Here is a 25,297-nt window from a genome sequence, read left to right on the forward strand (position 1 = left end):
GGTGGTCCCGGTCAGGCGACGATGATCTCGTCACTGTCTCGAGACGAACCGTCCTCGTCCGAGGAACTGGCCGAGCCGTTGCCCTCGACCTCCTCGGACGCAGGAACCCACCCGCTCGCCCCTTCCTCGACGGACTGCTCCTCGGCAGTCTCCGCGTCCATCGCCGCTTCCAGTTCTCGGACTCGCTCGGTCGTGTCGACCAGTTCCGAGGTCAGCGTCTCGACGGTCGCCTCGAGTTCGCGGATGCGCCCCTCGAGCTCGTGTCGCTCCCGTTCGTCGCTCATGGTCCTACCAGTCGCCGCGAGCACTATAAAGGGAACGTCAGCCGAGCGTCAGACAGTCGCCGCCAGCCAGCCCCTTCGTTACTCCTAAGCGTGCCCGTGCCGAACCCGTGTGCAATGAGTGCGCAGGCCGCCACGCAGGAGGACCTCGCGGTCGTCATCGGCCTCGAGGTCCACGTGCAACTGGAGACGGACACCAAGATCTTCTGTGGGTGTTCGACGGACACCGCCGGCGCCGAGCCGAATACGCACACGTGCCCGGTCTGCCTCGGGTTGCCGGGGGCGCTCCCGGTGCTCAACGAGGCCGCCGTCGAATCCGCCGTCAAACTCGGGAAGGCCATCGACGCTGAGGTCCCCGAACGAACCCGGTTCCACCGGAAGAACTACTTCTATCCGGACCTCCCGAAGGGCTTCCAGATCACCCAGTACGACGCTCCTATCTGCCAGGACGGATCGCTCGAGATCAGCCACGAGGGCGAGAAGCGAGCCATTGGCATCGAACGTGCGCATCTGGAGGAGGACCCTGGGAGTCTTCAACACGTCGGCGGGAGCATCGACACTGCCGATTACGTCACCGTAGACTACAACCGGGCCGGCGTCCCGCTGATGGAGATCGTGACACGACCGGACTTCCGCGGTCCCGGCGAGGCCCGGGCGTTCCTCGCCAAACTCGAGGAAGTGCTCGAGTATCTGGCGATCTACGACAGCCAGCGCGACGGTAGTCTCCGCATCGACGCGAACATCTCGATGGTCGACGCGGGCGAGGTCGATACCGACGGCTCCATCGCTGACGACGTCCTCGCCGCGGCCAACCGTACCGAGGTGAAGAACATCTCGAGCCACAAGGGCGCCGAGAAAGCTCTGGCCTACGAGGTCACCCGCCAGCGCAACGCTATCCAGCGGGGGCGCGAGGTCGAACAGGAGACCCGCCACTGGGACGAATCCCGTGGCATCACGGTGTCGATGCGATCGAAGGAGGCCGAAAAGGATTACCGGTACTTCCGCGAGGCCGACCTGCCGCCGCTGGAGGTTTCGGACTGGACGGACTCCATTCCGATTCCCGAACTTCCCGATGCCCGCAGGGACCGGTTCCAGTCCGATTATGGTCTGGACGAGGAGGCTGCGGACAAGCTAACGTCCACCAAGCAGGTCGCCGACTTCTTCGAGGACGTCGCCGAGCGGTTCGACGCGGAACTGGCGGCGACGTGGGTCGCCGACGACCTCCTCGGTGAACTCAACTACCGCGACATGTCCATCACCGACGTCGCGGATCGCCTCGAGGAGTTCGCCCGTCTGGTCGAGATGGTGGCCGACGAGGAGATAACCGAAAAGAACGCCCGTGAGGTCGTCCTCCGGACGATGCTCGACGAGGGCGATTCTCCGGACGACGTCGTCGAGGCGGCGGGGCTGGGCAAGACGAGCGGCGACGAGGTGGCCCAGGCCGTCGCGACGGCCATCGAGGAGAACCCGGACGCCGTCGAGGATTACCACGCCGGCGAGGGCGGAGCGATCAACTTCCTGGTGGGGCAGGTCATGCAGAAGACGGGTGGGAGTGCCGACCCGGGCGAGGTCAACGAGTTGTTACGCGACGCGATGGACGAGTGACGGGCAACGAGTTGTTACGCGACGCGATGGACGAGAGATCGACGCGGGTCGAACGCCCGAATCTGTACGGCCGATACCCTCATATACGGCGGTTTCCTACGAACGGTCGACCGATGGCCACGAAATGGCATACCAACCTCCCGTCGGACTGGGACGACGCGCCCAGCGACCCGCCCGAAGACGACACCGATTCCGTCATCGAACCGTACGGTGACGGCGTGGTGATGCGACCCCTTCAGGCCGCCGTAGACAATCAGAAGACCGCGGCGTACCTCTACTGCAACGCACGAGCGGTGAGCGACCTCGGCGAAGAAGCGGTCTGACCCCGCCGAGAGTTCTTCGAAACGTTATTCGACAGCCGACTTCTCGACCGACGAGCGATGGCCGTGCCAGTAATCGACGGTCCGATAGAGCACGTAGAGGACGGCATTCAGGAACCCGACCACGGCGAACAGGGCGCCGAGTTGCGCACCGAGTGAGCCGACGAGTCCCCGGCCCTGGGGACCGATGTTCCCGACGCCGACCGCGAAGAACGCGGCGAAGACGCCCCAGACGAGGAGGATGGCGGCGATTCTCGCCCCGTCTTCGATGTACGATGCGACCGAATGTGGCGGACGAATGGAGGGCAGATCGTCCATGATCGGCGTTCGACCGGGCGTGGAATAAAAGCCAGTGTGTCAGTCCGTCTCGTAGCGCCGAACGACGAAATCCTTACAAGTCGGTTCGGCCTACAGGCGAGCAGTAACCGGCCCGGCGCCGGGGTGTGATACGTGGAACTCATCGTAACCGAGAAGAACAACGCGGCACGTCGTATCGCGGAGATCCTGAGCGACGGGTCCGCGACGACGGAGCGCGTCGGCGGCGTCGACGTGTATCGCTGGGGAACACACCGGGTCATCGGCCTGTCCGGCCACGTCGTCGGGGTGGACTTCCCCGAGGAGTACGCCGACTGGCGGGACGTCGAACCGGCCGAACTGGTCCACGCGTCGGTCCAGAAACGACCGACCCAGGACGACATCGTCAGGGCACTCAAGCGCCTGGCCAGACGGGCCGACGACGTCGTCATCGCGACCGACTACGACCGCGAAGGCGAACTCATCGGGAAGGAAGCATACGAACTCGTCCGCGAGGAGAACGAGGACGTTCCGGTCCGGCGCGTCCGCTTCTCCTCGATCACCGAGAACGAGGTGAAGAATGCCTTCGCAAATCCCGACGAACTGGATTTCGACCTCGCGGAGGCCGGCGAGGCCCGACAGATCATCGACCTGATTTGGGGCGCGGCGCTTACCCGCTTTCTCTCGCTGTCGGCCCGCCAGATGGGCAACGACTTCATCAGCGTGGGTCGGGTCCAGACGCCGACGCTCAGGCTCATCGTCGAGAAGGAACGCGAGATCGACGCCTTCGAACCCGAGGACTACTGGGAGCTGTTCGCCGACCTGGCGAAAAACGGCGATGCCTTCGAGGCGCAATACTTCTATCGCGACGACGACGGCACCGAAGCCGAACGCATCTGGAACGAGGCAGACGCGAGCGAGGCGACGGCGATCCTCGAGGGCGAACGGGCGGCCATCGTCGAGTCCGTCTCGCGACGGACCCGGCGCGACGATCCGCCGGCCCCGTTCAACACCACGCAGTTCATCCGTGCCGCCGGGTCGCTCGGGTTCGCCGCCGGTCGGGCGATGAGCATCGCCGAGGACCTCTACACGGCGGGGTACATCACCTACCCCCGGACCGACAACACGGTGTATCCGGACGACCTCGACCCCGAAGAACTCCTCGAGACGTTCGCCGGAACGGGTGAATTCGGTGAGGACGCCACCTCGCTGTTGCAATCGGAGTCGCTCTCCCCGACCCGAGGGGACAACGAGACGACCGACCACCCGCCGATCCATCCCACCCCGGACCTCCCAGACAAGGGCGACCTCTCCGGAGACGAGTGGCGGGTCTACGAACTCGTCGTCCGGCGCTTTTTCGCCACGCTCGCCGAACCCGCCGTGTGGGAGCACCTGCGCGTCGTGGCCGAGACGGCGGGTCTGCGCCTGAAGGCCAACGGCAAGCGCCTCCGCGAACCGGGGTATCACGCGGTTTATCCCTACTTCAACACGAGCGAGAACTACGTCCCCGACGTCGAGGAGGGCGAGACGCTGTCCATCGAGGACGTACGCCTCGAAGACAAGGAGACCCAGCCGCCACGCCGGTACGGGCAGTCCCGCCTCATCGAGAAGATGGAGGATCTGGGTATCGGGACGAAGAGTACCCGCCACAACGTCATCGAGAAACTCTACGACCGCGGGTACATCGAGGAGGACCCACCACGGCCGACCCGCCTCGCGAGAGCGGTCGTCGAGGCCGCCGAGGAGTTCGCCGATCTGGTGGTCAGCGAGGAGATGACCAGCGAACTCGAAGCGGAGATGACGGCCATCGCGAACGGAGAGAAGACCTTGGAGGAGGTCACCGACGACTCCCGGGAAGCCCTCGACCGCATCTTCGCGGAACTGGGCGAGTCCCGCGAGGACATCGGCGAGCACCTCCAGGAGTCGCTCAAGGCGGACAAGACACTCGGTCCGTGCCCGGAGTGTGGCGAGGACCTCCTCGTCCGGCGGAGTCGACGCGGATCGTACTTCGTGGGCTGTGATGGCTATCCCGAGTGTCGGTTCACCCTCCCGCTCCCGAACAGTGGCGAACCACTGGTGATGGACGAAACTTGCGAGGAGCACGACCTCCGGCACGTCAAGATGCTCGCGGGACGCAGCACCTTCGTCCACGGCTGTCCGCTGTGCAAGGCCGAGGAGGCCGACGACGAGGAAGACCGGGTGATCGGAGACTGTCCCGAATGTGGTGCGGACCACGGTGGCGAACTGGCCATCAAACGCCTTCGGAACGGGAATCGGCTGGTCGGCTGTACGCGGTATCCCGACTGCGAGTACTCCTTACCGCTCCCGCGGCGCGGCGAGATCGAGATCACCGACGACCACTGCGAGGAGCACGACCTCCCCGAACTCGTCGTCCACGACGGCGACGAACCGTGGGAACTGGGCTGTCCCATCTGTAACTACGAGGAGTACAGCGCCGCCCAGAACGATGCCGACCTCGAATCGCTCGACGGCGTCGGTCCGAAGACTGCGGAACGACTGCGCGAAGCGGGCGTCGACGACGTGGGCGACCTCACGGACGTCGATCCGGACGAACTGGCCGAATCGGTGCAGGGCGTGACCGCCGACACCGTTCGCGAATGGCAGGCGGAGGCCGACTGACCGGCGAGCCGTGTCGGTCCTGGGCCGGCGCAGATGGCATCGCCGGGCCGGTGCCGGAGGGTCTTTTACGACAGCGGATGTAGCGATTACAGATGCGTCTCGACGAGTACATCGAGGAACTCGAACCGGACGAGGCCGCCGACCGGCGGCGACTCGCGGAGGAGAAGTCCTACGAGATCCTCGACTACGTCGAGGGGCTGGAGTCGGCCTTCGAATCCGCCATCACCGGCGACTCGATGGTCGGGAGCACGGCCCCGTCGGTCTTCGTCGGTCGGTCGTCCTACCCGAACGTCAACGCCGGCATCCTGGCCCCCGTCGGCCAGGAGGACCGTGCGAAGGATTTCGCCACGTCGGGTGACTGGTACGCCCGAGGACTCGACATCGACAACGTCCTCCAGTACCGGACCGGGCTGTTGAACTCGCGTCGGTCGGCGAAGGTGGCAGTCGACGACGTCTGGGACGGCTTCGTCGGGGTCCAGCGCGAGGTCGCCATCGCAGATCGGCCGGTCGACGTCGAAATCGGCCTCTCCGAGACGCCGACCTTCGACAGGGAGCGCTACGCGACGCCGCAGGCCAATGCGCCGTCGGGTCCCAACGCGACCGCCGAGTCCGCCGACCTCCGGGAGAATCCCCACGTTCCCCGGGCCGTGGAGAAGACCTTGGAAGACGACGACTGGCGTGCGGAGGGTGCGATGACTTACCTGTATCGGCGGGGATTCGACGTCTACGAGATCAACCGCATCCTCTCTGTCGGGGCGCTGGGTCAGGGCCAGCATCGCCGACTCGTTCCGACGCGGTGGTCCATCACGGCCGTCGACGACACGGTCGGCACGTTCCTTCGGGGGTCCATCCGTTCTAACCCGAGCGTGGACCAGGTCCAGGTGTTCGAGAACGAGTACCTGGGCAACCGATACTGGGTCGTCCTCGCTCCCGGGCGGTGGGAGTACGAACTCGTCGAGATGAAATCGCCGGGCAGTATCTGGAATCCCGATCCGGCGGGCGACGTCTTCCTGGGCAGCGCGTCCGAGGGGTTCGAGGGCCGGTCGGGGTACGTCGACGAGACCGCCGGCGCGTACTACGCCGCCAGACTCGGTGTGCTCGAATATCTGGACCGGATCGGCCGGCAGGCGAAGGTCCTGGTCCTCCGCGAGGTCTCCGACGATTACTGGGCGCCGGTCGGCGTCTGGCAGGTCCGCGAGAGCGTCAGGAACGCCTTCGACGGGCCGCCGATGGCCCAGCGAGGCGAGCGGGCGGACCTGGCCGGCGAGGCAGGGGTCGCCGAGACGTTCCACGACGCCGTCGAACAGATCGTCCCGCATCTGCCGATTTCGATGGGGACCCTCCGGCGAAAATCGACGCTGGTCTCCGGCCTCCAGACCGGTCTCGGCGACTTCGGCTGATTCCTGCCCAGAAGGATTATCGGTTTTCGTCCCGCACTTTCAGTATGGTCTTCGCCGTCCCCGCTGTCGTCGGTATCCCTGGCGGTCTCGAACTCTTGATCATCCTCTTCATCTTCGTCCTCCTGTTCGGGATTCCATTGACGATCCTGTTGTTCCTCGGTTATCGGCTCACGGACAAAGTGGGCGAATCGGCCGTCTCCGAGGACCGCCTCGAAGAACTCGAAGCCGAGGTCACGGAGCTCAGGGAGCGACTGGAGGACGACCAATGAGCGACGAGTCACGTGACGAGACGAGTGACCGCGACTGGGATGGGGCGGACCGGGACGCCATCGCTTCCACCGAGCGTGACCGGTCCGTGGCGGTCGACAGCGAGCCGTCGCCAGCGGATCGTCCGCCGATCGAGGTCCAGAAACAGGAGAGTCCGCTGTACGCCTTGCTGGGCGCGCTGCTCGTAGCCGTCGGCGGGATCGCCGGTGCGGTCGCCGCCAGCGGCGTGGTGTTTCTCGGCATCTCCCTGTTCGCCCTGTCGCTCTCTCCAGTAGCGTCGTTCGGGCTGTCGTTTCTTGCCGGGGGCGTCGGATTCGTCGGCGTCGCCCTCCTCTACATCCGGTATCGGGGGAGAGACCCGATCCAGTACATCGGATTCCGGATCCCGAACTGGCAGGACCTCAAGTGGATCGTCGGCGGGTATCTCGGGGCGATGGCCCTCGTGGTGGCGAGTGGTATCGCGTTGACGGCGCTCCAGGTGGACCCGGAGACGACCAACCGTGCTGCGGAGGCCGGTCTAGAACGGCCGGAACTGCTCCTGTGGCTCGTTCCACTCTCCTTTCTCGTCATCGCTCCCGGTGAGGAACTTCTCTTCCGGGGAACGGTACAGAGTCGGCTCCGTGAGGCGTTCTCGCCGGCCGTCGCCATCACCATCACCGCCGCGGTGTTCGCCGTCCTGCACTTCTTCTCCCTGACCGGGGGTGCCGGTGGTCGGTTCATCGCCATCTCGATCCTATTCTTGCCGAGTCTGGTCTTCGGGGCCGTCTACGAGTACACCGGGAACATCGTCGCCTCGATGCTGGTCCACGGCGCCTACAACTCGACGCTGGTGCTGTTGGTGTACGTCACGCTCCAGCAGTTCCCCGCAGAAGAACTCGCGGTACTGCTCTAGTTACTCTTCTGTCGTTTCGGCGGTGGGGACCGGTCCCGTTCCGATGACCTCGCGGACGGCGTCTTCGAAGGCCCGTCGGGTGTCGAAGTACGTCTCCTCTACCTCCGAGAGGATGTCCGAGAGCTCTCGGGGGCCTTCGGGCGTCCGGACGACGGTCTCGCCCTGCTTGCGGTCGATCTCGCTTTTCTGGATTGCCCAGGTCAACCGGGCTGAGACACGGGAGAGCGGTGCGCCTTCGACCGGTTCACCCTCGCCGAGTTCGACGGCAGGACCCTCCTCGTCGGTATCGTCGGCCATGTCTGGGCCTTCCGCGTGGCGGTGATTCAAGCTTTCGATGCGCCGCGTCGGCCCGGATGCATGCCGTCCGTCTGACGCAGGGTTAATGTGTTTCCTCACGTACGCCTGCGTATGCCGAGCCTCGGGGACACGTACGAACGACGGGCCGGGACCGCCAGTCGCAAACAGGTGGTCCTGGGAACGGGGCTCTTCGCGACGGGGGCGCTGCTCGTCGTCGGGGGCATCCTCGCTGGCGCGACGGGCCTGTTGATAGAGAACGGCTTCTCGGTGCTGGGGAGCCGTGAGATCGGCGCCACGCTCGCCGCACTGGGGTTGCCGGCGGTCTTCGTGGGCATCACCATCGTCCTGCCGGCGTCGAAGGTCCACCGCGCAGCGACGGTATTCGGGTCGGGGATGGCCATCCTCGGCGTGATGCTCTTCCGCTATGCGTACCCGGACCGATGGTACGCCGGTGCCGGGATTCCGTCGTCGGTGACCCTCGCGGCGGTGCTCGTGTACTCCGTCGGCGTCATCGTCACCTTCTGGGCGCTGTTCACGGCCGTCGCGACGTTCAAGACCCGGAACGATCCAGGCGGGACCGTCTCGCTGTCGGTGACGACTGGTGGGGCCGCATCGACCGTCGAGGCCGCCCGCGAGGACTTCCACGCCGCGAAATCCGCAATCGGCGGGGCGGTCGGCGTCTTCGGTGGCGTGGAGGACCCCGAACCACTCTACCTCGATTCGGGGTCCAGCGTGGGCACCTCCGCCTCGGACGGCGGCACCGCTACAAACGCGGACATCACCTCGCCGAAAGACCGGTCACGGCCCGAATCCCGGCCCGACGAGGGCGTCGAGGTCGTGAAAGGCAAACGGCACGCAGACGTCGAACCAGACCGATACTGCGGGAACTGTACACACTTCGATTACGAGCGAGATGGCGGTTCGATGCAGCCCTACTGCGGCCTCTACGAGGAGTCGATGGACGACATGGAGGCCTGCGAATGGTGGGAGACGAACAGCGGCTCATAGCCGTTCTATCCGGTCTGCGACGTCGTCCCAGTGGCTTCCTTTCCAGAAAAGCTGGCCACAGTCACGACAGCGCCAGCACTGGCGGTTCGCGGGATCCGGCGCGTCCTCGGGCGTCTCCGCTCCGTCCGGCAGTTCCGTCAGCGCACCGTTGCACGCAGCGCAGCGCCGAGGTTCCGAAAGCGTCAGCTCGAACCCCGCCGCCGCGAGCTCGGCGAGTTGGTCGTCGGCGTCCTTCGAGTGGAGGAGGACGGCGTCGTCGGTCCGGTCCGCGAGTGTCACGTCTCGGGTAAGCAGCACTCGTCCTTCGGATTCGGCGAGGGTCTTGACCGCGTCGTCCGCCTCGACGCCCCGTTCCAGCGCGTACGCCGTATCGTAGCCAACCATCCGGAGGATAGTCCGGATTCCCCCGACCATCGCGTCGAGCAAGAGACGGGTATCCTCGGGCGTGGGCATCAGTGGAGGAACTCGCGAACTCCATCGGCGTCCCGGGTGTTGAGCACGTCTGGCGGGCTCGCCCACCCACGACGAGCCGTGTGGATTCCGTACCGGAGGTTTCCGAACTCCTGTGGGCTGTGGGCGTCGGTATCGATGACGATGGTCGCTCCCGCGTCGATGGCGGTCTGGACGGCACTCCCCCAGAGGTCGAGTCGATGCGGATTGCTGTTTATCTCGAGGGCGACGTCGTGCTCAGCGGCCGCCGCCCCGAGCCTCGCCGGGTCGAATTCGATCCCCGGTCGCTGGTTGAGGAGACGGCCGCTCGGATGGCCGAGCACGTCTACCGCGGGGTGTTCGATCGCGGCGATCAGTCGTTCGGTCTGATCGTCCTCGGCAGTGAGTCCGCTGTGTGGCGAGGCGATGACGAGGTCGAGTTCCGCGAGGGTCTCGTCGTCGAGGTCTCCCACGGTCCCATCCGCCGCGATGTTGGCCTCGATCCCGGTGAACACCTCGATATCGACCGATTCGCCCGCTTCGTGGACGACCTCGAGTTGGTCAGCGACCTCCTCGTCGGTGAGGCCGGAATCGCCGAACACGCCCGGTCCTGCCGCGTGATCGGAGATGCAGAGGTAGTCGTGACCGAACTCGGCCGCGCCCTCCAGCATCTCCTCGACGGTGAACTCGCCGTCCGACCAGTCGGTGTGGGTGTGGAGGTCACCGCGGACGTCGTCGTGGTCGATGAGGTCCGGCAACTCGCCCGCCAGTGCGGCGTCGATCTCGCCCCGATCCTCCCGCATCTCGGGGGCGATCCAGGGGAGGTCTACAGCCTCGTAGACCGCCTCCTCGGTCTCGCTCGCGAGCAGCTCTCCCACTCGCTGTCCTGCGTCCGGGTCCGCCACGTCCGAGACATCGAAGATACCGTACTCGTTGATCTTCAACCCCTTCTCGATGGCGTGGTTGCGCAGGGTGATGTTGTGGTCTTTGCTCCCCGTGAAGTACTGCAAGGCGCTGCCGAACTCCGTCGGCGTGACCACGCGCAGATCGACTCGCATGTCGGCGATTCTGACGCTCGTCTTCGTCGGACCGGTCTCGATGACCGAATCGACGCGGTCCCAGTCGGCCATCGCGTCGGCGACCGATTCGCCCGCATCGCTTCCCACCAGGACGTCGACGTCGCCGATGGTCTCGCGCCACCGACGGATCGAACCGGCGACCTCGCAGCGTTCGACCACGTCGACCTCCTCGAGGTGGGCGAGCACGTCGTCGGCGACCGGACGGGCGTCGCCGAGGAGCTGGCGTTCCTGGGATTGGCGGGCGAACTCGACGTGTTCGAGGATGTTTGCCTCCGTCGTCTCGCCGAAGCCCGATACCTCGCGGACCTCGCCGTTCCGTGCGGCCGTTTCGAGTTCGTCGAGGGTGGTGATTCCCAGTGCTTCGTACAGTGCCGCGGCGGTCTTCGGCCCGACGCCCTCGACCCGGGTGAGCGTTTCCATGTCCACGGGCAGTCGGTCGCGTTCTTCTTCCAGTTCCGCTATCTCGCCAGTCTCGATGTACTCGATGACCTTCTCACCGATCCCATCGCCGACCCCGTCGATAGCGGTAACGGCGTCCAGTCCTTCGGCTGCCAGGGCCTCGATCGGTTCGGGATGATCCTCGATGTTCTGGGCGGCCTTGCGGTAGGCACGCGGTTTGAAATCCACGTCCTGGGCCTCGAGGAGGGCTGCGTACTCCTCCAGCAACGCCGCGACCTCGCCGTTCCGACTCATCGCACCCGGGCCCCCGGTCCGCTGTCGTCGCTATCGTGGCCGAGTGCCTTCTTCAGGAATGCCAGCCAGCGCTTCTGGTCTGCCGTCTCGGCGGATTTTGACGCCTGGGTGAGATCGGTCTCGCCGAGCGATTCGAGTGCGTTCAAGGCGCGGTCGATGCCGACGATGGTCTCCACGAGTTCCTCACCTCGCGCACGATCGATGTCCTCGTGTTCCAGTTGCCTGCGGCGCTCCTGGCGTTCTGCACGGAGGCGTTTCTTGACGGAATCGACCCGTTCGCGGTGGTTGGCTGGAACCTCCGCTTGCCGTTTCGTCTCGAACACGAACGACTGCAACTCGAATGGCTCTCCCTGGAGGTCGATGGTCTCCGGGACGCTGGCCCCGACCGTCGCCCCGTCCCGACCGATCCGCTCGAGCAGCTGCTTTCGCTCGTACTCCTTCACGCCCGAATATTGGCGTGGCGACACAAAATACCTGTCCGTCGGTGGGCCGGAACGGAGGGGATGGGCTGGCGATCGTGGGCGACGAATTCACTCTCACCGGAACTACTTTCCCCCGCTCGGACTAACGTGGGCCAAATGGCGACGTGCGACGTGTGTGGGCGCGAAGAGGGGATGCCCTACCAATGTCGGCTCTGCGGTGGCACATTCTGTTCGGAGCACCGACTGCCCGAGGCCCACGACTGTCCGGGACTCGATAACTGGAACGACCCCGGTGGTGTCTTCGATTCGGGGTTCGACGAGTCGGTCGATTCGAGTCGGTCATCGTCGCGCTCGGTGACGGACGCGATCCCGATCGATACCGGGCCTGGGGGCGTTTTCGCGTACTTCCGGAACAACCTGACCTACCTCTTTCTCGCGTTGATGTGGGTCACCTTCCTGCTCGAAGCGATCGTCCTCTTCGTCCTGGGCGACGTCGTGCTGTTCCGGACGCTGTTCACGCTCTCCTCGGACAACGTCACCTACGTCTGGACGTGGGTGACCTCGATCTTCGCCCACGACCCCGGTGGCTTCTTCCACATCTTCTTCAACAGCATCGTGCTGTACTTCTTCGGGCCGGTGGTCGAACGCCGGGTCGGGTCGAAGAAGTTCGTCGCGCTGTTCCTCATCAGCGGCGCCGTCGCGGGCCTCGCCCAGGTGCTCGCGGTCATGGCGGTCGGTGGCTCCACCTCGGTCCTCGGGGCGAGTGGTGCCATCGCCGCGCTCCTGGGCGTGCTGACGGTGTTGAACCCGAACCTCCGCATCTACCTCTACTTCATCATCCCGATGCCCCTGTGGGTCGCCACGGCGTTGTTCGCCGGCTACTCCATCATGGTGAGTACCGCTGGCGGCATCGGCTTCGGTGGCGTCGCCCAACTCGCCCACCTGGCCGGCCTGGGCATCGGGCTGGCGTACGGAGTCGTCCTGAAGCGCCGGGGGGCCCGGGCGCCCCAGCAACTCCAGTTCGGCGGCCGGGGCGGCGGCCGTCGCGGCCGCGGCCGGTTCTGAGATGGAGGTGGTCCGGCCAGAGTACCTCCCCGACCCTGCCCTCGACCGGGCAGCGATGGAAGCCCTCCAGCGGGCCATCGCAGACGACGCCCGCTTCGAAGACGACGGGCGCATCGACCCGGCCGAGTTGACGATCGACGAGCCGCTGGAACTGCCTGATGGTACCGTCTCCGTGTCACCCGCGACGACCGCCCCCATCGTCGTCGGAATCGACCAGGCGTTCGCCGAGGAACGTGCCGTGAGTGCCGCTATCGCCATTCAGGACGGTCGCGTGGTCGACTGGTCGGTCGGCCGCGAACCGCTCCAGCTGCCCTACATCCCCGGATTGCTGGCGTTTCGCGAGGCGGGCGCCATCGTCGACGCGCTCGAGGGCCTCTCCGTGGAGCCGACGCTGCTAGTCCTCGACGGGAGCGGCCGTCTCCACTTCCGGCAAGCCGGTATCGCGACCCACGTGGGTGTCGTCTTCGACGTTCCGGCCATCGGCGTGGCGAAGTCGTTGCTGTGCGGACGGCCGGCCCGATCACTGGCGGAGCCACTGCCGGCGGGGACGCGGGTGCCGATCCTCGCCGACGATTCGGTGGACGCAGACCTCGACACCGTCATCGGGCACGCGTATCAGTCACGACAGTTCTCCTATCCCGAGCGTCGGCACGTGAACCCGTTGTTCGTCAGTCCGGGCCATCGGATCAGTGCCGAGACGACCGTCGAGGCCGTCGGAGCGTTGTCGGCGGGGTACAAACTCCCCGAGCCGACGCGACTGGCCGATCGGGCCGTCGACGTGTGCAAGGATTAACTATCGGTCGTGCGAGGGTACGGTATGGAACGGACGGTACTCATCACTGGCTGTTCGTCCGGCATCGGTCGGGCGACGGTCCGCGCATATCTCTCCGAGGGGTGGACGGTATACGCGACCGCGAGAGACGTGGCGGACATCGCCGATCTGGCCGACGCGGGTGCGGAGACCAGGGAACTCGACGTAACACGGCCGGCGCAGTGCCGGGACGTCGTCGAGGAGATTGTTGATTCGGCGGGCCGTCTCGACGTCCTCGTGAACAACGCCGGCTACGCTCAGTTCGGTGCACTCGAAGACGTGCCAACGCGGGAGGTACAGCGACAGTTCGACGTGAACGTCTACGGCCCGCATCGGCTCATCCGGGCCGCCCTCCCGCACATGCGGGACGCCGAGGATGGAACCATCGTCAACGTCTCGAGCGTGACGGGCAGACTCGCCACGCCCGGAATGGGTGTCTACGCTGGTTCGAAATTCGCCCTCGAGGGGATGAGCGACGCTCTCAGAGGCGAGGTCGGGCAGTTCGGGGTCGACGTGGTCGTGGTCGAACCGGGCCCGGTCGAGACGAACTTCGACGACCGAGCGCGACGGGAAGTGCGTACGATCGACTCGAACCCGGCGTACGACGACCTCTACGACCTGTACGAGGACTACACCGCGATGTCCGGTGTCGGGGCCGTCTCACCGGCCGAGGTCGCCGACGTGATCCTCGAGGCCGGCGTCTCGACCGACCCGGAACCCCGGTATGCCGTCGGGCAGGTCGCCCGGTACAGCCTCCTCGGACGGTTCGTCCCCGACCGCTGGCGTGACACCATCTTCTCACTCCTCCAGCGTCTGCCATGACTGACGCCGGTTCCCCGGCTCCCAACACGGAGATACGCGACCGCGATTCGCTCGCTACGTCGCCCACGAGAGATCTAGCCCTCTCCTGTCTGGAAGCGGGTATCGACGCCGCCCACCCCGAACGGGTGATTCGCGACGCCGTTGTTGTCGAAGACGGCCGCCTCCAGGTCGCCGACGCCACCTACGACCTCTACCCCTTCCGGCGAATCCTCGTCCTGGGCGGCGGGAACGCGGCGGCCCACGTCGCCACCGCGATCGAATCCGTCCTCGGTGACCGCCTCGACGGCGGAGTCGTCGTGACGGACGACCCGGTGTCCCTCGAGTCGGTTACCGTCCTCCCCGGCGACCACCCGGTCCCCAGCCAGCAGGGGGTCGAATCGACCGAGCAACTCCTCGAGACGGCCAGGGAGGTCGACGAAGATACCCTGGTCGTCGGGGTCATCACTGGTGGAGGGAGCGCTCTCATGGCCGCTCCTGCGCCGGGGCTCTCGCTCGCCGACCTCCGCGAGACGACCGACGCGCTCCTGCGGAGCGGCGCGACCATCCACGAGATCAACGCGGTCCGCAAACACTGTTCGGCCATCAAGGGCGGGCAACTCGCGGACGCACTCGCTCCCGCGACGGTCGTCTCGTTGGTCCTCTCGGACGTCGTCGGCAACGACCTCGACGTCATCGCCAGTGGGCCGATGGTCCCCGACCGCTCGTCGTTCGCAGACGCCCTCGCCGTCCTGGACACGTACGACGTCACGGTTCCGGAGTCCGTCCGGGATCGACTCGAAGCGGGGGCCGACGGACGGATCGCCGAGACCCCCACTGCGGGTGATTCGATATTCGACGGCGTGAACACGCACGTGCTCGCGGATGGGTTCACCGCGCTCGAGGCTGCAGCGGCGACCGCCGCCGAGGCCGGTTACGACCCACTGATCCTCTCGTCCCGACTCGAAGGGGAATCTCGGGACCTGGGGTCGACACACGCTGCGATCGTCGACGAGATGCAGGCCACGGGACACCCCGTCGACCCACCCGCGGTGCTGCTCTCGGGTGGCGAGACGACGGTTTCGGTCACCGGCGACGGCCACGGCGGCCCGAACCAGGAGTTCGCGCTCTCGGCTGCGCTCTCGACCGACGCCGATGCGGTCGTCGCCGCCGTCGACACCGACGGTATCGACGGCAACTCGGCGGCGGCCGGGGCGATTCTCGATGGCGGCGCGGATTTCGACCAGCGGGCAAAACGAGCCCTCGCGGACAACGACGTCACTCCCTATCTCGACGAACGATCGTCGCTGGTCGTCACCGGGCCGACGGGAACGAACGTCAACGACCTGCGGGTGCTGGTCGTTCCCCGGTGATCACTGGAGGCAGGCGGCGACGACGCGGAGCATCCGTTCGCCGGCGACCTCGTCGGCGAACAGGGGGACCCGCTTGACGTCGTGGCCGCGGAACAGGTCTTGTGCGGACTGCAAGGCACCCTGTTGGACCGCCCACCGGCGCTGACAGAATTCGCAGTGTTCCAGGTCCGGTGAGACGAACGTCTCCTCGGGCACGTCGTCGGTCACCTGGGAGAGCGGCTCCATCACCCGGTTGACGACGACGGTACCGACGGGGATGCCGAACTCCTCGAGTCGGGAGCGGAGTCTGAGCGACTCCTGGACGGCCATCTCCTCCGGGACGGTGACGATGCGGAAGTCCGTCCGCTGCGGATCGCGGAGGATCGCTCGCAGCCGCTCCACCCGATCGGCGAGTTCGTCCAGGTCGTCCATGCCGTCTCCCTCGGCGGGCGCCTCCTCGCCGAACATTCCCTTTACGCCCTCCATCAGCCCGCCCAGGCGCTCGCGGAGGGCCACGAAGCGGCCGACCATCGAGTCCAGGAGTTCCGGCAGCTCGAGCAACCGGAGCGTGTGACCGGTCGGCGCGGTGTCCACGACGACGCGGTCGAATCGCTGGTCGTCGAGGTAGGTCAGGAGCAGTTGCATCGCGGCGGCCTCGTCGGCGCCCGGCATCTGTCCGCCCATCATCGGGTCGAACCCCTCGTCACCGAGGAGGTCGCCGAGCGGTCCCATCGCCGACCCGTCGTCCCCGAATATCGGCGCTTCGTCCATCGCTTTATCGGGATCGATCTCGACGCCGTATAGCGGGACGTCCTCGCGCAATCGCGTCGGTTCGTCGGGGATGTCCACGCCCAGCGTATCGGAGAGGGAATGGGCCGGGTCCGTGGAGACGACGAGCGTCGACGTCCCGTCCGTCGCGCTCGCGAGCGCGGTGGCCGCCGCCATCGTGGTCTTTCCCACGCCGCCCTTGCCACCGTACAGGACGTATTCGGCCGTCTCGGCGTCCAGTGCCGGCTCGAGGGAATCGACCGCCTCGACCGTCAGTTCGTCCATGTCGGCGCTGGGCGGTGGAGCCGTGAGTATCCGTCGGTCTCCGCCCGGTTCCGCCTGGGACGGGCCCCTGGCACCGGTTTACGAGAAGTATTCGGCGAGCCGGTCGGCCGCTTCGTCGACGCGCGGGGTCACGAGCGCGAACCGGAACCAGTCCTCGAAGGCCTCGCCGAAACTCTCGCCCGGCATCCCCGCCACCCCGGCCTCGTCGATGAGGGTGAAGGTGTTCTCGAGGGTGCCGTCGATACCGGGGAATCGAGCCATGACGTAGAACGCTCCATCGGGTCGTGTGTACTCGGCCCCGGCCCGGTCCAGGCCGGTGGTAAACGTCTCGATTCGTTCCTCGATCAGGTCCCGATTTGCCTGGTGGTAGGCCGGGTCCGTCGTCTGAAGCGCGTGTAAGACGGCATACTGTGCGGGTCGAGATCCGGCGACGTTCGTCAGCATGTGTCGGGTTCGGACGGCGTCGACGTGCTCGTCCGGGACGATGGCATAGCCGACGCGGAAGCCGGTGATGGCGAAGGTCTTCGAGTAGGACCCCGTGACGATGCGGTTCGGGGAATCGACGGAGAGCGCACTCGTGAAGCGACCCGAGTAATCGAAGTGGTCGTAGACCTCGTCGCTCACGAGGACGGCGTCGTGTCGCTCGGCGATGTCGACGAGTCGTTCCATCGTCGCCGCGGGATAGACCGCCCCTGTCGGATTGTTCGGGGTGTTGACCACGATGCAGGCGGTCTCCGCCGAGGCGGCGGCTGCGACCCGCTCGGGGTCGAGTTGGCCGTCCTCCTCGGCCGGAACGAAGACCTGTTCACCCCCGAGCATCGACGTCTTTCCCGGATAGTAGGGATAGACCGGGTCGGTGAGAATGACCTCCCGCCCGGCGTCACGTGAGAGTGCTCGCGCCATGCCGAGATAGTTCGCTTCGCCGCCGCCGTTCGTGATGACGACGTTCTCGACCGGGACGTCGTTCCGGCTGGCGACTTCCTCGCGCAACTCCCGCAACCCCACGCTGGGTGGATACTGGAAGTCCAGCCCACCGGTGTCGGCGTATTCGTGCAATCCTTCCGCGATTCCTGGTGGGGCACCCCAGTCCGGGTTTCCGGAGACCATCTCGATGATGTCTCCTTCGGCGTGGACCGCGTAGGACATCACCCGGAAGAACAGGGGCTCTTCGTACTCCATATCCGGCCATTCGCCGCCGGCTACGTGTGTGTTTCGACGACGGGCCAAGCTTTGTAGGGGCGGCGAGCATCGGATACGCCATGACCGAGGAGACGCCCGTAGCAGAACGAATCGGCGAGGCGCTTTCGGCCGCCGGAGAGACGCTCTCGACGGCGGAGTCCTGCACCGGTGGGCTCATCGGCTCGCTCGTGACCGACGTGCCGGGATCGAGCGACTACTTCGACCGGGCGTACGTCACCTACTCGTACGACGCGAAACTCGAACTCGGGGTCGGTCGCGAGGCGCTCGACGAGCACGGTGCCGTCAGCAAACCGGTGGCCATCGAGATGGCTCGGGCGAGTCGCGACCGAGCGGGGACGACCTGGGGGGTCGCCACGACGGGCATCGCTGGTCCCGCGGGTGGCACCGAGGAGAAACCGGTGGGCACCGTCTTCATCGCCATCGCCTTCGCCGCGCCGTGGGGAACCCAGGACTCCTACGCGACGGTCGAACACGAGACCTTCGACGGTACCAGACGGGAGATCAAGTCCGCGATCGCCAGGCGGTCGCTCGAACTCCTCGAACGGGAACTGGAATCGTCTGCGAACCGTTCACCCGACCGTCAGTAGACGCTGCTGTCGTCGAAGGCACCGTCGTAGGCGACGTGGTCGGGGTGGGTCGCCTCCATCCCCGAGAGGAGGAGTCTGTCGACTTTCTCCCACGTGTTCTCGTAGCCGAGATGGGCGCGTTCGAGGGCACAGCGGGCCTGGTGGGCGAACCCCGGTCGGTGGGCAACAGTGCGGTCGGCGCCCTCGGTGACTGCATCGACGAGGTCCTCGGTCGACGTGATCTCCCGGTCGAACGTCGTCCAGACCTCGCCGACGGTCCCGGGGAGGTGGGCATACGAGGAGCCGAAAACGGGGACGTCGAGTTCGGTGGCGATCCGTCGAGCGGTCTCGTTGTGTCGGGACAGATGCTTGGGATTGTACACCTCGACGGCATCGACGACACCGTCGTAGCGCTCGATAGCCGCCTGTCCGAGACTCACGGTGAGGAACTCCGGGTGGGGGACGAGCGTCGCCCCGGCGTACTCGTCCAGCGCATCCATCGCCCCTGGGAGCGAGACGAAATCGGGGATCGGCCGCGAGAGCCCGATCCCGAGGACGTGCTTGCGGTCCCGCCAGGAGCCAGTAAAAATCTCTCGGGCCGGGACCACCAGCACGTCATCGTCAGTGAACCGGTCCGCCCGCGCCTCGATGGTCGGGAGGCGGGTGAAGTGCGGTGCGTAGACGAGGACGTCGATGTCCCGTTCCTTCGCCCGCTGGACGACGCGCTCGGAGAGTATCTTCACGTGGAAGTCGACGCGGGTCGGCACGTCCAGGAGTAGGGGCCTCGTCACTTTGCTGGTTACGGTTCGGCGGCGAACTGGGCTTTACATAACGAAAACCCTTATTTAGGTGTTTTGACTACAGGTGAGTAATGGCCCCCTGGACCTGTGCGATCGGCGGGTGTGCGGCGTCGTTCGACGACATCGAGGCGCTCGTGGCCCACCAGGTGACGGGCCACGAAGCCCACCGGTGTCGGGTCTGTGACGAGGTCGTCCCGGAGGGATTTTTCGCCATCAGACATATGGTCGAAGAGCACACCCGTGCGGAGTACGTCCGGTTCTACGACGCCAATTCGGACGACATCAGACTCCGTGAGTCACTCGTCGAGGACGTGACCGCGGAGATAGACGTCGAGGCGCTCCACCGGCGTCTGGAAGCCGACGGTTCGGACGGACCCCAGGCTGAAGCCCTCGAATAACTGGAGAACCGTCGTCTTCTACCGTTCGTCGCTGTCCAGAACGCGGATCTGGTCGCCACGGACGGTGACCGGAATCGGGACCGTCGCCTCGTAGAGTTCGACCGTGACCTGGTCTTTGCTCTCGTCGATGCGCTGGACCTGGGCCTTCTCGCCCTTGAACGGGCCGGCGATGAGTTCGACGATGTCGCCCTCGGCGATCCCCTCGACGTCGGGTTTCGGCGAGAGGAAGTGCTCGACCTCGCCGATGCCGCTCTCGCCCGGGACGACCGAGCGGGCGTGGGGGATGTCCTCGAGGACGCGGTCGAGGACCGGCGTCCCGTCCGCCTCGACCATCACGTAACTCGTCAACGACTCCGGCGCGAGGACGGCGTGGACCTCGTCCTCCTCGCGGTTGGCGATCATGCTGGCCACAGTCTGTTCCTGGCTCGCCGTGGTCTTGACGGCGTAGATCGGCACGATCAGGCCCCCGGCAGCACGCTCATGATGAGGAAGATGATGAAGCCGATGACGCCGATCAACAGGATGCCCGCCCCGGCGATCAACGAGACCTGGGAGAACTCCTCCCAGTCGGGCGTGCTGGCGAGCTTGAGCACGCGGGTATACGCAGAGAGCTCGTACGGTACTTCCATGGACGGGGATTTGCGACGCGGGTTTTTCTATCTATTGATGCCGGTCCACGTCTGAGGAGGAGATCGTGAGCGACATCTCGACCGATCGGCGGACGAAATCGCCGCCCCTAGCCATTACTCGACGAAGTCGATGTCTTCCATGCCCTGGGCCGCGCCCGCCGGTTGTTCGTTGCGGCCGTAGATCTGCGGGGACTGGACGCCGGTGACGACGACCATCGTGCGCATCCGCTCGTCGAGTTCGTCGTCGATGGAGGTTCCCCAGATGATACGTGCGTCGGGGTCGATGCGGTCGTAGATCTCCTCCACGACGCCCTCCGCCTCCTCGATGGACATGTCCGGGCCACCGGTGACGTTGACGAGGGCGGAGTTCGCCCCGGAGATGTCGACGTCCAGCAGGGGGGAGCGAAGCGCTTCGCGGACGGACTCGGTCGCCTTGCTGTCGGTCTCCGACTCCCCGAGACCGATCATGGCGACGCCGCCTTTCTCCATGACGGTGCGGACGTCGGCGAAGTCGAGGTTTACCAGCCCCGGTTTGGTGATCAACTCGGTGATGCCTTTGACCGAGCGCATCAGGATCTCGTCGGAGATCTTGAACGCTTTGCGCACGGGGAGTTTGCCGACCGAGTCCAGCAGGCGGTCGTTGGGGACGACGATGACCGTGTCGGCCACGTCGCGGAGCCGTTCGAGACCCGCCTCGGCATTCGTCCGTCGGACCTCGCCCTCGGCGGTGAACGGCGTGGTGACCACCGCGATGGTCAGCGCGCCGCGTTCTTTCGCGGCCTTCGCGACGACTGGGGCGGAACCGGTGCCCGTGCCGCCACCCAGACCGGCGGTCACGAACACCATGTCCGCGCCGGCGATCGACTCGCGGATCTCGTCCTGGCTCTCCAGGGCAGCTTCCTCGCCGACCTGTGGGAGCGAGCCGGCCCCCCGACCCTGGGTCTTCTCCTTGCCCATGAGGATCTTGGTGTCGGCTTCGATGTCCACGAGATGTTGTACGTCGGTGTTTGCAGCGACGAGTGATGCTCCACGGATGCCCGCTTCGAACATTCGGTCGATGGTGTTGCTCCCCGCACCGCCACAGCCGACGACCGTGATCTCGGTCTGAAGGTCCTCGAGAACGTCTTTGAGTTCCTCGTCGGTCATGGTCCCGGACCGCGACTGGTCCGAGGTGGGTGTCGCACCATCCCCCGAAGCCGGTGGCTCCGCTTCGGCTTCGTCGATTGCGTCCTGTACAATCGAATCCATCGTTAATAAACCGATACCGGACCGAGCTTAATTACCTTTCCCCTCCACGTCCGACGCGTGTCAGACGGTGAACCGCTGTCGTTCCCGTTTTTGGACGTTTTCGGGTCTGACCGCTTCGCCGTCGACGTCCACCGGTTCCCCACCGGCCAGTCGACCGAACTTCGGCCCCTCTGGAACGCCCGCCCGTCGGGCGGCCTCCGGATCGAACGTCGTTCGTTCGGCGACGATCGCGCCGGCCTCCCTGTAGACCGAGTCGTACGCGTCTTCCAGGATCCCGACGAGACCATCGACGAGGTGATCGACCCCGTCGTCGGTGGCAAATGCCGCCGACCCCTCGATCCGATTGCCATTCTCGACGGTCTCGTACGCGACCGTGTACTCCTCGAGGAGGGCCCGTGTGGCATCGTCGTCGATGGTCTGCCCCTCGGCGATTGCCTCGTCCGGTAACGGCCGAACGGTAAGCGAGGCGGGGGCGGCCCGTCGCTCTCCGAAGGCGACTCCGGTATCGATAGGGGCCAGCTTTCGTTCGACGGCCTCGACCAGTTCCATCGGAATCCCGTCAGTCGTTCGCAGCCAGGTCTCGCTGACGATACGGTACCCGAGGTCCTCGACGACCGATTCGACGGCGGGATGGTCACCGTCGAAGACAGCGAGGTCCGCACCACTGGCCGCGAACATCTCGTCGATCAGGTCGGGGTGGGACTCGGGCCTGCCGAGCGCCTCGATGCTCCAGTCGGCGGCGACGTGGCCCATCGCGACGTCGGTCTCCGTCACCAGCCTGGAGGGCCTGGGGGCGTAGTGGTTGCCGCCGAACCCGACGACGGTGCGGACGGGCTCGGCTCCGTGCCCGTCGAGTGCCAGGATACTCCTGGCGACGGCTCGAGCGCCTTCTGAGTCTCGCCACTGTGTTTCGTCGCTGCCGAGTTCGACGAACATGGACGGGGCACCGACGGCAGTCGGCCCGTGATGGGTACACTCCATCGCCACGTCCCAGCCCGCCGGTGCGTGCTTCGAGAGGGCCTGGAGGACCTGTTTGTGGGCTCCCGGACAGGGTGTCGCGAGGTCGCGGTCGTCGCCGCCGAACTCCGCCTCGCCGAAGTTCCCGGTGAAGTGGGCACTGAGCAACCGACCGGTCTCCCCGGAGTGTCGGGAGGCGAAGACGATACAGTCGGGGTCGTCGAAGGCCGCTGCGACGCCATCGAGTTCGAGATGCCACTCCTCGAACTCTCGCAACTCGAAGCCGTCCGTCCGGTAGACCCCCGGTTCGACCGTCTCCCAGTCGGTCGCTTCGAGGAGCATCTCGCCGATGTGCGCCGACGCTTCGTCGGCCGTGCTGACGACGATTCCTATCACGAACCCGGGTAGGCGGAGGGTGTAAAAAACTCCCGCGGTCGGACCGATAGACGACCCCGGAGTCGGTCAGCCGAGGTAGTACCCGGTCGCCCGGCGGATCGCTGCCCGCGAATCGGAGACGATCTCCACGATCGCCTCTCGCCGCTGGTAGAACAACCCGAGCGCGAGGACGACGTACAGGACGGCGTAACTGTCGAGCAGGACGATACTCAGCTCCTCGGCGCGAGCGGCTGGCAGGAGTCTGATGAGGGCGAACTCCGCGGCGACCTGCGAAATGAACAGTCCCAGCAGGACGATCGCCTCGCGACCGCTGATTGTGAAGTTGACCAGCACCGCGATAGCGAAGAGGCTCTGTGCCGCGGTGATCCAGATCTCGGCAGCCTGTTTGGCGTCGAAGGGGAGCGTCCCGAGTTGTCCCAGAGCGAGGCTGTAGACGACCGCCAGCGTCCCGATGAGGAGCGTCCATTGGTTGAGCTTCGAGGAGATGAGGGCGTTGAACCCTGCCGTCGTCCGGGCCTTGTTCACCAGATAGACCACGACGATGAGTTCGGGACTCTCGCTCGCCAGGGGTGCGATCCACTGGATCATGAAAAAGGGCGGGAGGCCGAGGTTCTGCCCGAGCACCTCGAGACCGTGTGCGAAGGGGTGGACGGCCACGTAGATGAGAAAGCCGGAGTACAGGAAGAGGGCGATGGCGGTCGGGGCTCGTAGCAGCCGTGGTCTGGCGTGGAAGTACGCCGGGACGCCGACCTGCTCGCCGACCTCCTCGACCTCACCGGAGATGGCGATGAGGATGTAGACTACGTACAATCCGACGAGGACGGCGGTGTCGACCAGGCCGATGCCACCGTTCAGCGGGACGAAGAAGGCGACGACGGTGGCTGCCAGGAGAAACCCGATCTCGACGGAGATGTTCCGGTCGAGATGCACGACGTCCGCGAGGAACCCGTCGCGATGCTCGATCGATCGATCCGTGTGGGCGAGCGCTCTGTAGATGCTGAAGAGGGCGATGCCGGCCCAGCCGATACCGATGAGGATTCGGTTCGCGCCGGTCATGTTCGCCACGGCGAGATTGGCGTCGTGACATGCCCGAACGACGCCCGGCGTCGACGCGACGGCACAGGCTTCGGCGGTCGCACCGCCCGCCCCCGCTCGCCAGGCGTAGAGCGCGTCCACGGCGTACTCAGGTGCGACGGCGAGGACGGCCAGCACGGCGATGGCGAACGCTCGAGGAACGTCCTTCTCGGCGATCTCTGCGGCCCAGGCCAGCATGAACGAGGCGCCGAGGATCCCGAAACCCGCGACGGCGACGGTGGGGAGCGGCGCCATCGAGTCGGTGTTCCCGGTTGCCCAGATGATCATCCAGGGTGCCGTCATCGCGAGGGCGGCAGCGAGGATGAGAAGGGGGTGTCGGAACCGCGATGCCATTGTCGATGGTGGTTTCGAGGCCATCACTCTTTATCTGTCGATTCGGGAATGCATCGGGTGAGAGTCTCACTCGACCGTCGGTTTTACGACGACGCGCCCGTCACTCGCGGCATGAACGTCTTCGGACTCGTCGGGAACCCGGTCGGACACTCCGTCTCCCCGAGCATGCACGAGGCGGCCTACGACGAACTCGACCTCGACGCCCGCTATGTCACCTTCGAACCGGATCCCACCGAACTCGAGACGGCAATCTCGGGGGCCGACGCGCTGGGTATCGACGGGCTCAACGTAACCATCCCGTTCAAACAGGCCGTCCGGGAACTCGTCGAACCGGACGATCTCGCCTCACGAATCGGGGCCGTCAACACCATCGATTTCACCGGTGACCGCCCCGTGGGACTCAACACCGACGCCGAGGGCGCACGGCGCGCACTCGTCCGTCACGAGGTCACTCTCGACGGAAGGACAGTTGTCGTCGTCGGGGCCGGCGGGGCGGCCCGAGCGATCGCATTCATGGCCACTGACGAGGGTGCGACCGTCCACGTCGCCAACCGAACCAGGGACACGGCGATCGAACTCGCCGACGCCGTCGACGGGACGGGGCACGGTCTCGACGCACTCCCAGCCCTGCTGCCCGACGCCGACGTCCTCGTCAACGCCACCAGCGTCGGGATGGAAGAAGACGTCTCTCCCGTTCCATCGGAGGCATTGCACGCCGATCTGGTCGTGATGGACGCGGTGTATTCGCCGCTCGAGACGACGCTCCTCCGCGAGGCAGCGGCGGCCGGCGCGACGACCATCGACGGTGCCTGGATGCTCCTCTACCAGGGGGTCGCCGCCTTCGAACGGTGGACGGGCCTGGCCGCACCCGTCGAACGGATGAACCGGACGGTTCGCGCGGAACTGACGGGGAACGAGGACGTCTGAGACAACTATCTATTTACACCCGGCGTCGATAGAGACCCATAC

At 66.0% G+C, this 25,297-nt stretch carries 28 protein-coding genes; 14 read left to right on the forward strand and 14 right to left on the reverse strand.

The features are described 5' to 3' along the window. Positions 1 to 11 precede the first annotated feature (11 nt). The gene (locus tag HSRCO_RS04980; protein ID WP_259519324.1) at positions 12 to 284 is read right to left on the reverse strand and encodes a bZIP transcription factor; all 273 of its coding nucleotides are present in this window, start codon (positions 282 to 284) and stop codon (positions 12 to 14) included. 114 nt (positions 285 to 398) lie between these two features. Between HSRCO_RS04980 and gatB the strand changes: the two genes are divergently transcribed. Beyond that, positions 399 to 1,886, forward strand: coding sequence for an Asp-tRNA(Asn)/Glu-tRNA(Gln) amidotransferase subunit GatB (gene gatB, locus HSRCO_RS04985; RefSeq protein WP_259519325.1), 1,488 nt, complete (start codon positions 399 to 401; stop codon positions 1,884 to 1,886). A gap of 113 nt (positions 1,887 to 1,999) precedes the next feature. Beyond that, entirely contained in the window at positions 2,000 to 2,209 is a 210-nt protein-coding gene (locus HSRCO_RS04990) for a hypothetical protein (RefSeq protein ID WP_259519326.1), read from the forward strand. Between the two features lie 24 nt (positions 2,210 to 2,233). Here HSRCO_RS04990 and HSRCO_RS04995 read toward each other — a convergent pair whose 3' ends face one another. Further along, the gene (locus HSRCO_RS04995; RefSeq protein WP_259519327.1) at positions 2,234 to 2,524 is read right to left on the reverse strand and encodes a hypothetical protein; all 291 of its coding nucleotides are present in this window, start codon (positions 2,522 to 2,524) and stop codon (positions 2,234 to 2,236) included. A 132-nt stretch (positions 2,525 to 2,656) separates the two neighbouring features. Between HSRCO_RS04995 and HSRCO_RS05000 the strand changes: the two genes are divergently transcribed. The 4 genes from HSRCO_RS05000 to HSRCO_RS05015 all read left to right on the forward strand — a co-directional run bounded on the left by HSRCO_RS05000 (position 2,657) and on the right by HSRCO_RS05015 (position 7,699). Continuing rightward, the gene (locus HSRCO_RS05000; RefSeq protein WP_259519328.1) at positions 2,657 to 5,140 is read left to right on the forward strand and encodes a DNA topoisomerase I; all 2,484 of its coding nucleotides are present in this window, start codon (positions 2,657 to 2,659) and stop codon (positions 5,138 to 5,140) included. Between the two features lie 92 nt (positions 5,141 to 5,232). Then, a complete protein-coding gene (gene nreA, locus HSRCO_RS05005; RefSeq protein WP_259519329.1) occupies positions 5,233 to 6,540 on the forward strand; it encodes a DNA repair protein NreA in 1,308 nt (435 codons plus the stop codon). 44 nt (positions 6,541 to 6,584) lie between these two features. Then, entirely contained in the window at positions 6,585 to 6,809 is a 225-nt protein-coding gene (locus HSRCO_RS05010) for a hypothetical protein (protein ID WP_259519330.1), read from the forward strand. Beyond that, complete coding sequence (locus HSRCO_RS05015; RefSeq protein WP_259519332.1) at positions 6,806 to 7,699, forward strand: CPBP family intramembrane glutamic endopeptidase; 894 nt, start codon at positions 6,806 to 6,808, stop codon at positions 7,697 to 7,699. The genes HSRCO_RS05010 and HSRCO_RS05015 overlap by 4 nt, the downstream gene beginning before the upstream one ends. Here the strand turns inward: HSRCO_RS05015 and HSRCO_RS05020 are convergent, their stop codons facing one another. Further along, positions 7,700 to 7,996, reverse strand: a complete 297-nt coding sequence (locus tag HSRCO_RS05020; RefSeq protein WP_259519334.1) for a DUF5789 family protein — start codon at positions 7,994 to 7,996, stop codon at positions 7,700 to 7,702. It abuts the gene before it with no gap. Between the two features lie 111 nt (positions 7,997 to 8,107). Between HSRCO_RS05020 and HSRCO_RS05025 the strand changes: the two genes are divergently transcribed. After that, entirely contained in the window at positions 8,108 to 9,004 is an 897-nt protein-coding gene (locus HSRCO_RS05025; RefSeq protein WP_259519336.1) for a hypothetical protein, read from the forward strand. Here HSRCO_RS05025 and HSRCO_RS05030 read toward each other — a convergent pair. From HSRCO_RS05030 to HSRCO_RS05040, 3 genes are read right to left on the reverse strand one after another with little or no spacing between them, the layout of a single operon-like run. Further along, positions 8,999 to 9,457, reverse strand: coding sequence for a Mut7-C RNAse domain-containing protein (locus tag HSRCO_RS05030; RefSeq protein WP_259519338.1), 459 nt, complete (start codon positions 9,455 to 9,457; stop codon positions 8,999 to 9,001). The two genes, HSRCO_RS05025 and HSRCO_RS05030, sit on opposite strands and share 6 nt — an antisense overlap. Then, on the reverse strand, positions 9,457 to 11,205 hold the full coding sequence (polX, locus tag HSRCO_RS05035) for a DNA polymerase/3'-5' exonuclease PolX (protein WP_259519339.1): 1,749 nt from the start codon (positions 11,203 to 11,205) through the stop codon (positions 9,457 to 9,459). Before polX ends, HSRCO_RS05030 begins: the two co-directional genes overlap by 1 nt. Then, on the reverse strand, positions 11,202 to 11,648 hold the full coding sequence (locus tag HSRCO_RS05040) for a DUF5788 family protein (protein ID WP_259519340.1): 447 nt from the start codon (positions 11,646 to 11,648) through the stop codon (positions 11,202 to 11,204). The genes polX and HSRCO_RS05040 overlap by 4 nt, the downstream gene beginning before the upstream one ends. A gap of 135 nt (positions 11,649 to 11,783) precedes the next feature. Between HSRCO_RS05040 and HSRCO_RS05045 the strand changes: the two genes are divergently transcribed. From HSRCO_RS05045 to HSRCO_RS05060, 4 genes are read left to right on the forward strand one after another with little or no spacing between them, the layout of a single operon-like run. Beyond that, entirely contained in the window at positions 11,784 to 12,692 is a 909-nt protein-coding gene (locus HSRCO_RS05045; RefSeq protein WP_259519341.1) for a rhomboid family intramembrane serine protease, read from the forward strand. Between the two features lies 1 nt (position 12,693). Further along, the gene (locus HSRCO_RS05050; RefSeq protein WP_259519342.1) at positions 12,694 to 13,485 is read left to right on the forward strand and encodes an endonuclease V; all 792 of its coding nucleotides are present in this window, start codon (positions 12,694 to 12,696) and stop codon (positions 13,483 to 13,485) included. Positions 13,486 to 13,509: 24 nt separating this feature from the next. Then, the gene (locus tag HSRCO_RS05055) at positions 13,510 to 14,325 is read left to right on the forward strand and encodes an SDR family oxidoreductase (protein WP_259519343.1); all 816 of its coding nucleotides are present in this window, start codon (positions 13,510 to 13,512) and stop codon (positions 14,323 to 14,325) included. Then, the gene (locus tag HSRCO_RS05060) at positions 14,322 to 15,674 is read left to right on the forward strand and encodes a glycerate kinase (RefSeq protein WP_259519344.1); all 1,353 of its coding nucleotides are present in this window, start codon (positions 14,322 to 14,324) and stop codon (positions 15,672 to 15,674) included. The genes HSRCO_RS05055 and HSRCO_RS05060 overlap by 4 nt, the downstream gene beginning before the upstream one ends. Here HSRCO_RS05060 and HSRCO_RS05065 read toward each other — a convergent pair whose 3' ends face one another. Both HSRCO_RS05065 and HSRCO_RS05070 read right to left on the reverse strand, forming a co-directional pair. Then, positions 15,675 to 16,706: an arsenical pump-driving ATPase GET3 gene (locus tag HSRCO_RS05065; RefSeq protein ID WP_259519345.1), complete on the reverse strand. Its 1,032-nt coding sequence runs from the start codon at positions 16,704 to 16,706 to the stop codon at positions 15,675 to 15,677. A gap of 78 nt (positions 16,707 to 16,784) precedes the next feature. Further along, positions 16,785 to 17,885, reverse strand: a complete 1,101-nt coding sequence (locus HSRCO_RS05070; protein WP_259519346.1) for a pyridoxal phosphate-dependent aminotransferase — start codon at positions 17,883 to 17,885, stop codon at positions 16,785 to 16,787. 80 nt (positions 17,886 to 17,965) lie between these two features. Between HSRCO_RS05070 and HSRCO_RS05075 the strand changes: the two genes are divergently transcribed. Continuing rightward, positions 17,966 to 18,493: a CinA family protein gene (locus HSRCO_RS05075; protein WP_259519347.1), complete on the forward strand. Its 528-nt coding sequence runs from the start codon at positions 17,966 to 17,968 to the stop codon at positions 18,491 to 18,493. On the opposite strand, the gene HSRCO_RS05080 is transcribed toward HSRCO_RS05075, so the two are convergent. Continuing rightward, a complete protein-coding gene (locus HSRCO_RS05080; RefSeq protein ID WP_259519348.1) occupies positions 18,487 to 19,263 on the reverse strand; it encodes a PHP-associated domain-containing protein in 777 nt (258 codons plus the stop codon). The two genes, HSRCO_RS05075 and HSRCO_RS05080, sit on opposite strands and share 7 nt — an antisense overlap. An 80-nt stretch (positions 19,264 to 19,343) precedes the next feature. Between HSRCO_RS05080 and HSRCO_RS05085 the strand changes: the two genes are divergently transcribed. Beyond that, entirely contained in the window at positions 19,344 to 19,670 is a 327-nt protein-coding gene (locus HSRCO_RS05085; RefSeq protein WP_259519349.1) for a hypothetical protein, read from the forward strand. An 18-nt stretch (positions 19,671 to 19,688) separates the two neighbouring features. Here HSRCO_RS05085 and HSRCO_RS05090 read toward each other — a convergent pair whose 3' ends face one another. The 5 genes from HSRCO_RS05090 to HSRCO_RS05110 all read right to left on the reverse strand — a co-directional run bounded on the left by HSRCO_RS05090 (position 19,689) and on the right by HSRCO_RS05110 (position 24,328). Beyond that, a complete protein-coding gene (locus HSRCO_RS05090; RefSeq protein ID WP_259519350.1) occupies positions 19,689 to 20,126 on the reverse strand; it encodes a transcription elongation factor Spt5 in 438 nt (145 codons plus the stop codon). 2 nt (positions 20,127 to 20,128) lie between these two features. Beyond that, positions 20,129 to 20,299 (reverse strand): protein translocase SEC61 complex subunit gamma, encoded by a 171-nt coding sequence (locus HSRCO_RS05095; RefSeq protein WP_259519351.1) that lies wholly within the window; start codon positions 20,297 to 20,299, stop codon positions 20,129 to 20,131. A 114-nt stretch (positions 20,300 to 20,413) separates the two neighbouring features. Then, complete coding sequence (ftsZ, locus tag HSRCO_RS05100; RefSeq protein WP_259519352.1) at positions 20,414 to 21,547, reverse strand: cell division protein FtsZ; 1,134 nt, start codon at positions 21,545 to 21,547, stop codon at positions 20,414 to 20,416. 60 nt (positions 21,548 to 21,607) lie between these two features. Further along, entirely contained in the window at positions 21,608 to 22,900 is a 1,293-nt protein-coding gene (locus HSRCO_RS05105; protein ID WP_259519353.1) for a D-aminoacyl-tRNA deacylase, read from the reverse strand. A 66-nt stretch (positions 22,901 to 22,966) separates the two neighbouring features. After that, entirely contained in the window at positions 22,967 to 24,328 is a 1,362-nt protein-coding gene (locus tag HSRCO_RS05110) for a sodium:calcium antiporter (protein ID WP_259519354.1), read from the reverse strand. Positions 24,329 to 24,439: 111 nt separating this feature from the next. On the opposite strand from HSRCO_RS05110, the gene HSRCO_RS05115 reads away from it, so the two are divergent. Continuing rightward, positions 24,440 to 25,255 (forward strand): shikimate dehydrogenase, encoded by an 816-nt coding sequence (locus HSRCO_RS05115; RefSeq protein ID WP_259519355.1) that lies wholly within the window; start codon positions 24,440 to 24,442, stop codon positions 25,253 to 25,255. Positions 25,256 to 25,297: the final 42 nt, after the last annotated feature.

The sequence above is a fragment of the Halanaeroarchaeum sp. HSR-CO genome (assembly GCF_024972755.1).
Taxonomy (GTDB): Archaea; Halobacteriota; Halobacteria; order Halobacteriales; family Halobacteriaceae; genus Halanaeroarchaeum.

Excerpts from the sequence above, each read along its gene's own strand:
- HSRCO_RS05030 (WP_259519338.1), bottom strand. The coding sequence starts at position 9,457 with ATGCCCACGCCCGAGGATACCCGTCTCTTGCTCGACGCGATGGTCGGG.
- HSRCO_RS05015 (WP_259519332.1), top strand. The coding sequence starts at position 6,806 with ATGAGCGACGAGTCACGTGACGAGACGAGTGACCGCGACTGGGATGGG.
- HSRCO_RS04995 (WP_259519327.1), bottom strand. The coding sequence starts at position 2,524 with ATGGACGATCTGCCCTCCATTCGTCCGCCACATTCGGTCGCATCGTAC.
- HSRCO_RS05010 (WP_259519330.1), top strand. The coding sequence starts at position 6,585 with ATGGTCTTCGCCGTCCCCGCTGTCGTCGGTATCCCTGGCGGTCTCGAA.
- HSRCO_RS05045 (WP_259519341.1), top strand. The coding sequence starts at position 11,784 with ATGGCGACGTGCGACGTGTGTGGGCGCGAAGAGGGGATGCCCTACCAA.
- HSRCO_RS05115 (WP_259519355.1), top strand. The coding sequence starts at position 24,440 with ATGAACGTCTTCGGACTCGTCGGGAACCCGGTCGGACACTCCGTCTCC.
- HSRCO_RS05075 (WP_259519347.1), top strand. The coding sequence starts at position 17,966 with ATGACCGAGGAGACGCCCGTAGCAGAACGAATCGGCGAGGCGCTTTCG.
- ftsZ (WP_259519352.1), bottom strand. The coding sequence starts at position 21,547 with ATGGATTCGATTGTACAGGACGCAATCGACGAAGCCGAAGCGGAGCCA.
- HSRCO_RS04990 (WP_259519326.1), top strand. The coding sequence starts at position 2,000 with ATGGCCACGAAATGGCATACCAACCTCCCGTCGGACTGGGACGACGCG.
- HSRCO_RS05055 (WP_259519343.1), top strand. The coding sequence starts at position 13,510 with ATGGAACGGACGGTACTCATCACTGGCTGTTCGTCCGGCATCGGTCGG.
- HSRCO_RS05050 (WP_259519342.1), top strand. The coding sequence starts at position 12,694 with ATGGAGGTGGTCCGGCCAGAGTACCTCCCCGACCCTGCCCTCGACCGG.
- HSRCO_RS04980 (WP_259519324.1), bottom strand. The coding sequence starts at position 284 with ATGAGCGACGAACGGGAGCGACACGAGCTCGAGGGGCGCATCCGCGAA.
- nreA (WP_259519329.1), top strand. The coding sequence starts at position 5,233 with ATGCGTCTCGACGAGTACATCGAGGAACTCGAACCGGACGAGGCCGCC.
- HSRCO_RS05085 (WP_259519349.1), top strand. The coding sequence starts at position 19,344 with ATGGCCCCCTGGACCTGTGCGATCGGCGGGTGTGCGGCGTCGTTCGAC.
- polX (WP_259519339.1), bottom strand. The coding sequence starts at position 11,205 with ATGAGTCGGAACGGCGAGGTCGCGGCGTTGCTGGAGGAGTACGCAGCC.
- HSRCO_RS05070 (WP_259519346.1), bottom strand. The coding sequence starts at position 17,885 with ATGGAGTACGAAGAGCCCCTGTTCTTCCGGGTGATGTCCTACGCGGTC.
- HSRCO_RS05020 (WP_259519334.1), bottom strand. The coding sequence starts at position 7,996 with ATGGCCGACGATACCGACGAGGAGGGTCCTGCCGTCGAACTCGGCGAG.
- HSRCO_RS05025 (WP_259519336.1), top strand. The coding sequence starts at position 8,108 with ATGCCGAGCCTCGGGGACACGTACGAACGACGGGCCGGGACCGCCAGT.
- HSRCO_RS05095 (WP_259519351.1), bottom strand. The coding sequence starts at position 20,299 with ATGGAAGTACCGTACGAGCTCTCTGCGTATACCCGCGTGCTCAAGCTC.
- HSRCO_RS05065 (WP_259519345.1), bottom strand. The coding sequence starts at position 16,706 with ATGGACGAACTGACGGTCGAGGCGGTCGATTCCCTCGAGCCGGCACTG.
- HSRCO_RS05060 (WP_259519344.1), top strand. The coding sequence starts at position 14,322 with ATGACTGACGCCGGTTCCCCGGCTCCCAACACGGAGATACGCGACCGC.
- gatB (WP_259519325.1), top strand. The coding sequence starts at position 399 with ATGAGTGCGCAGGCCGCCACGCAGGAGGACCTCGCGGTCGTCATCGGC.
- HSRCO_RS05110 (WP_259519354.1), bottom strand. The coding sequence starts at position 24,328 with ATGGCATCGCGGTTCCGACACCCCCTTCTCATCCTCGCTGCCGCCCTC.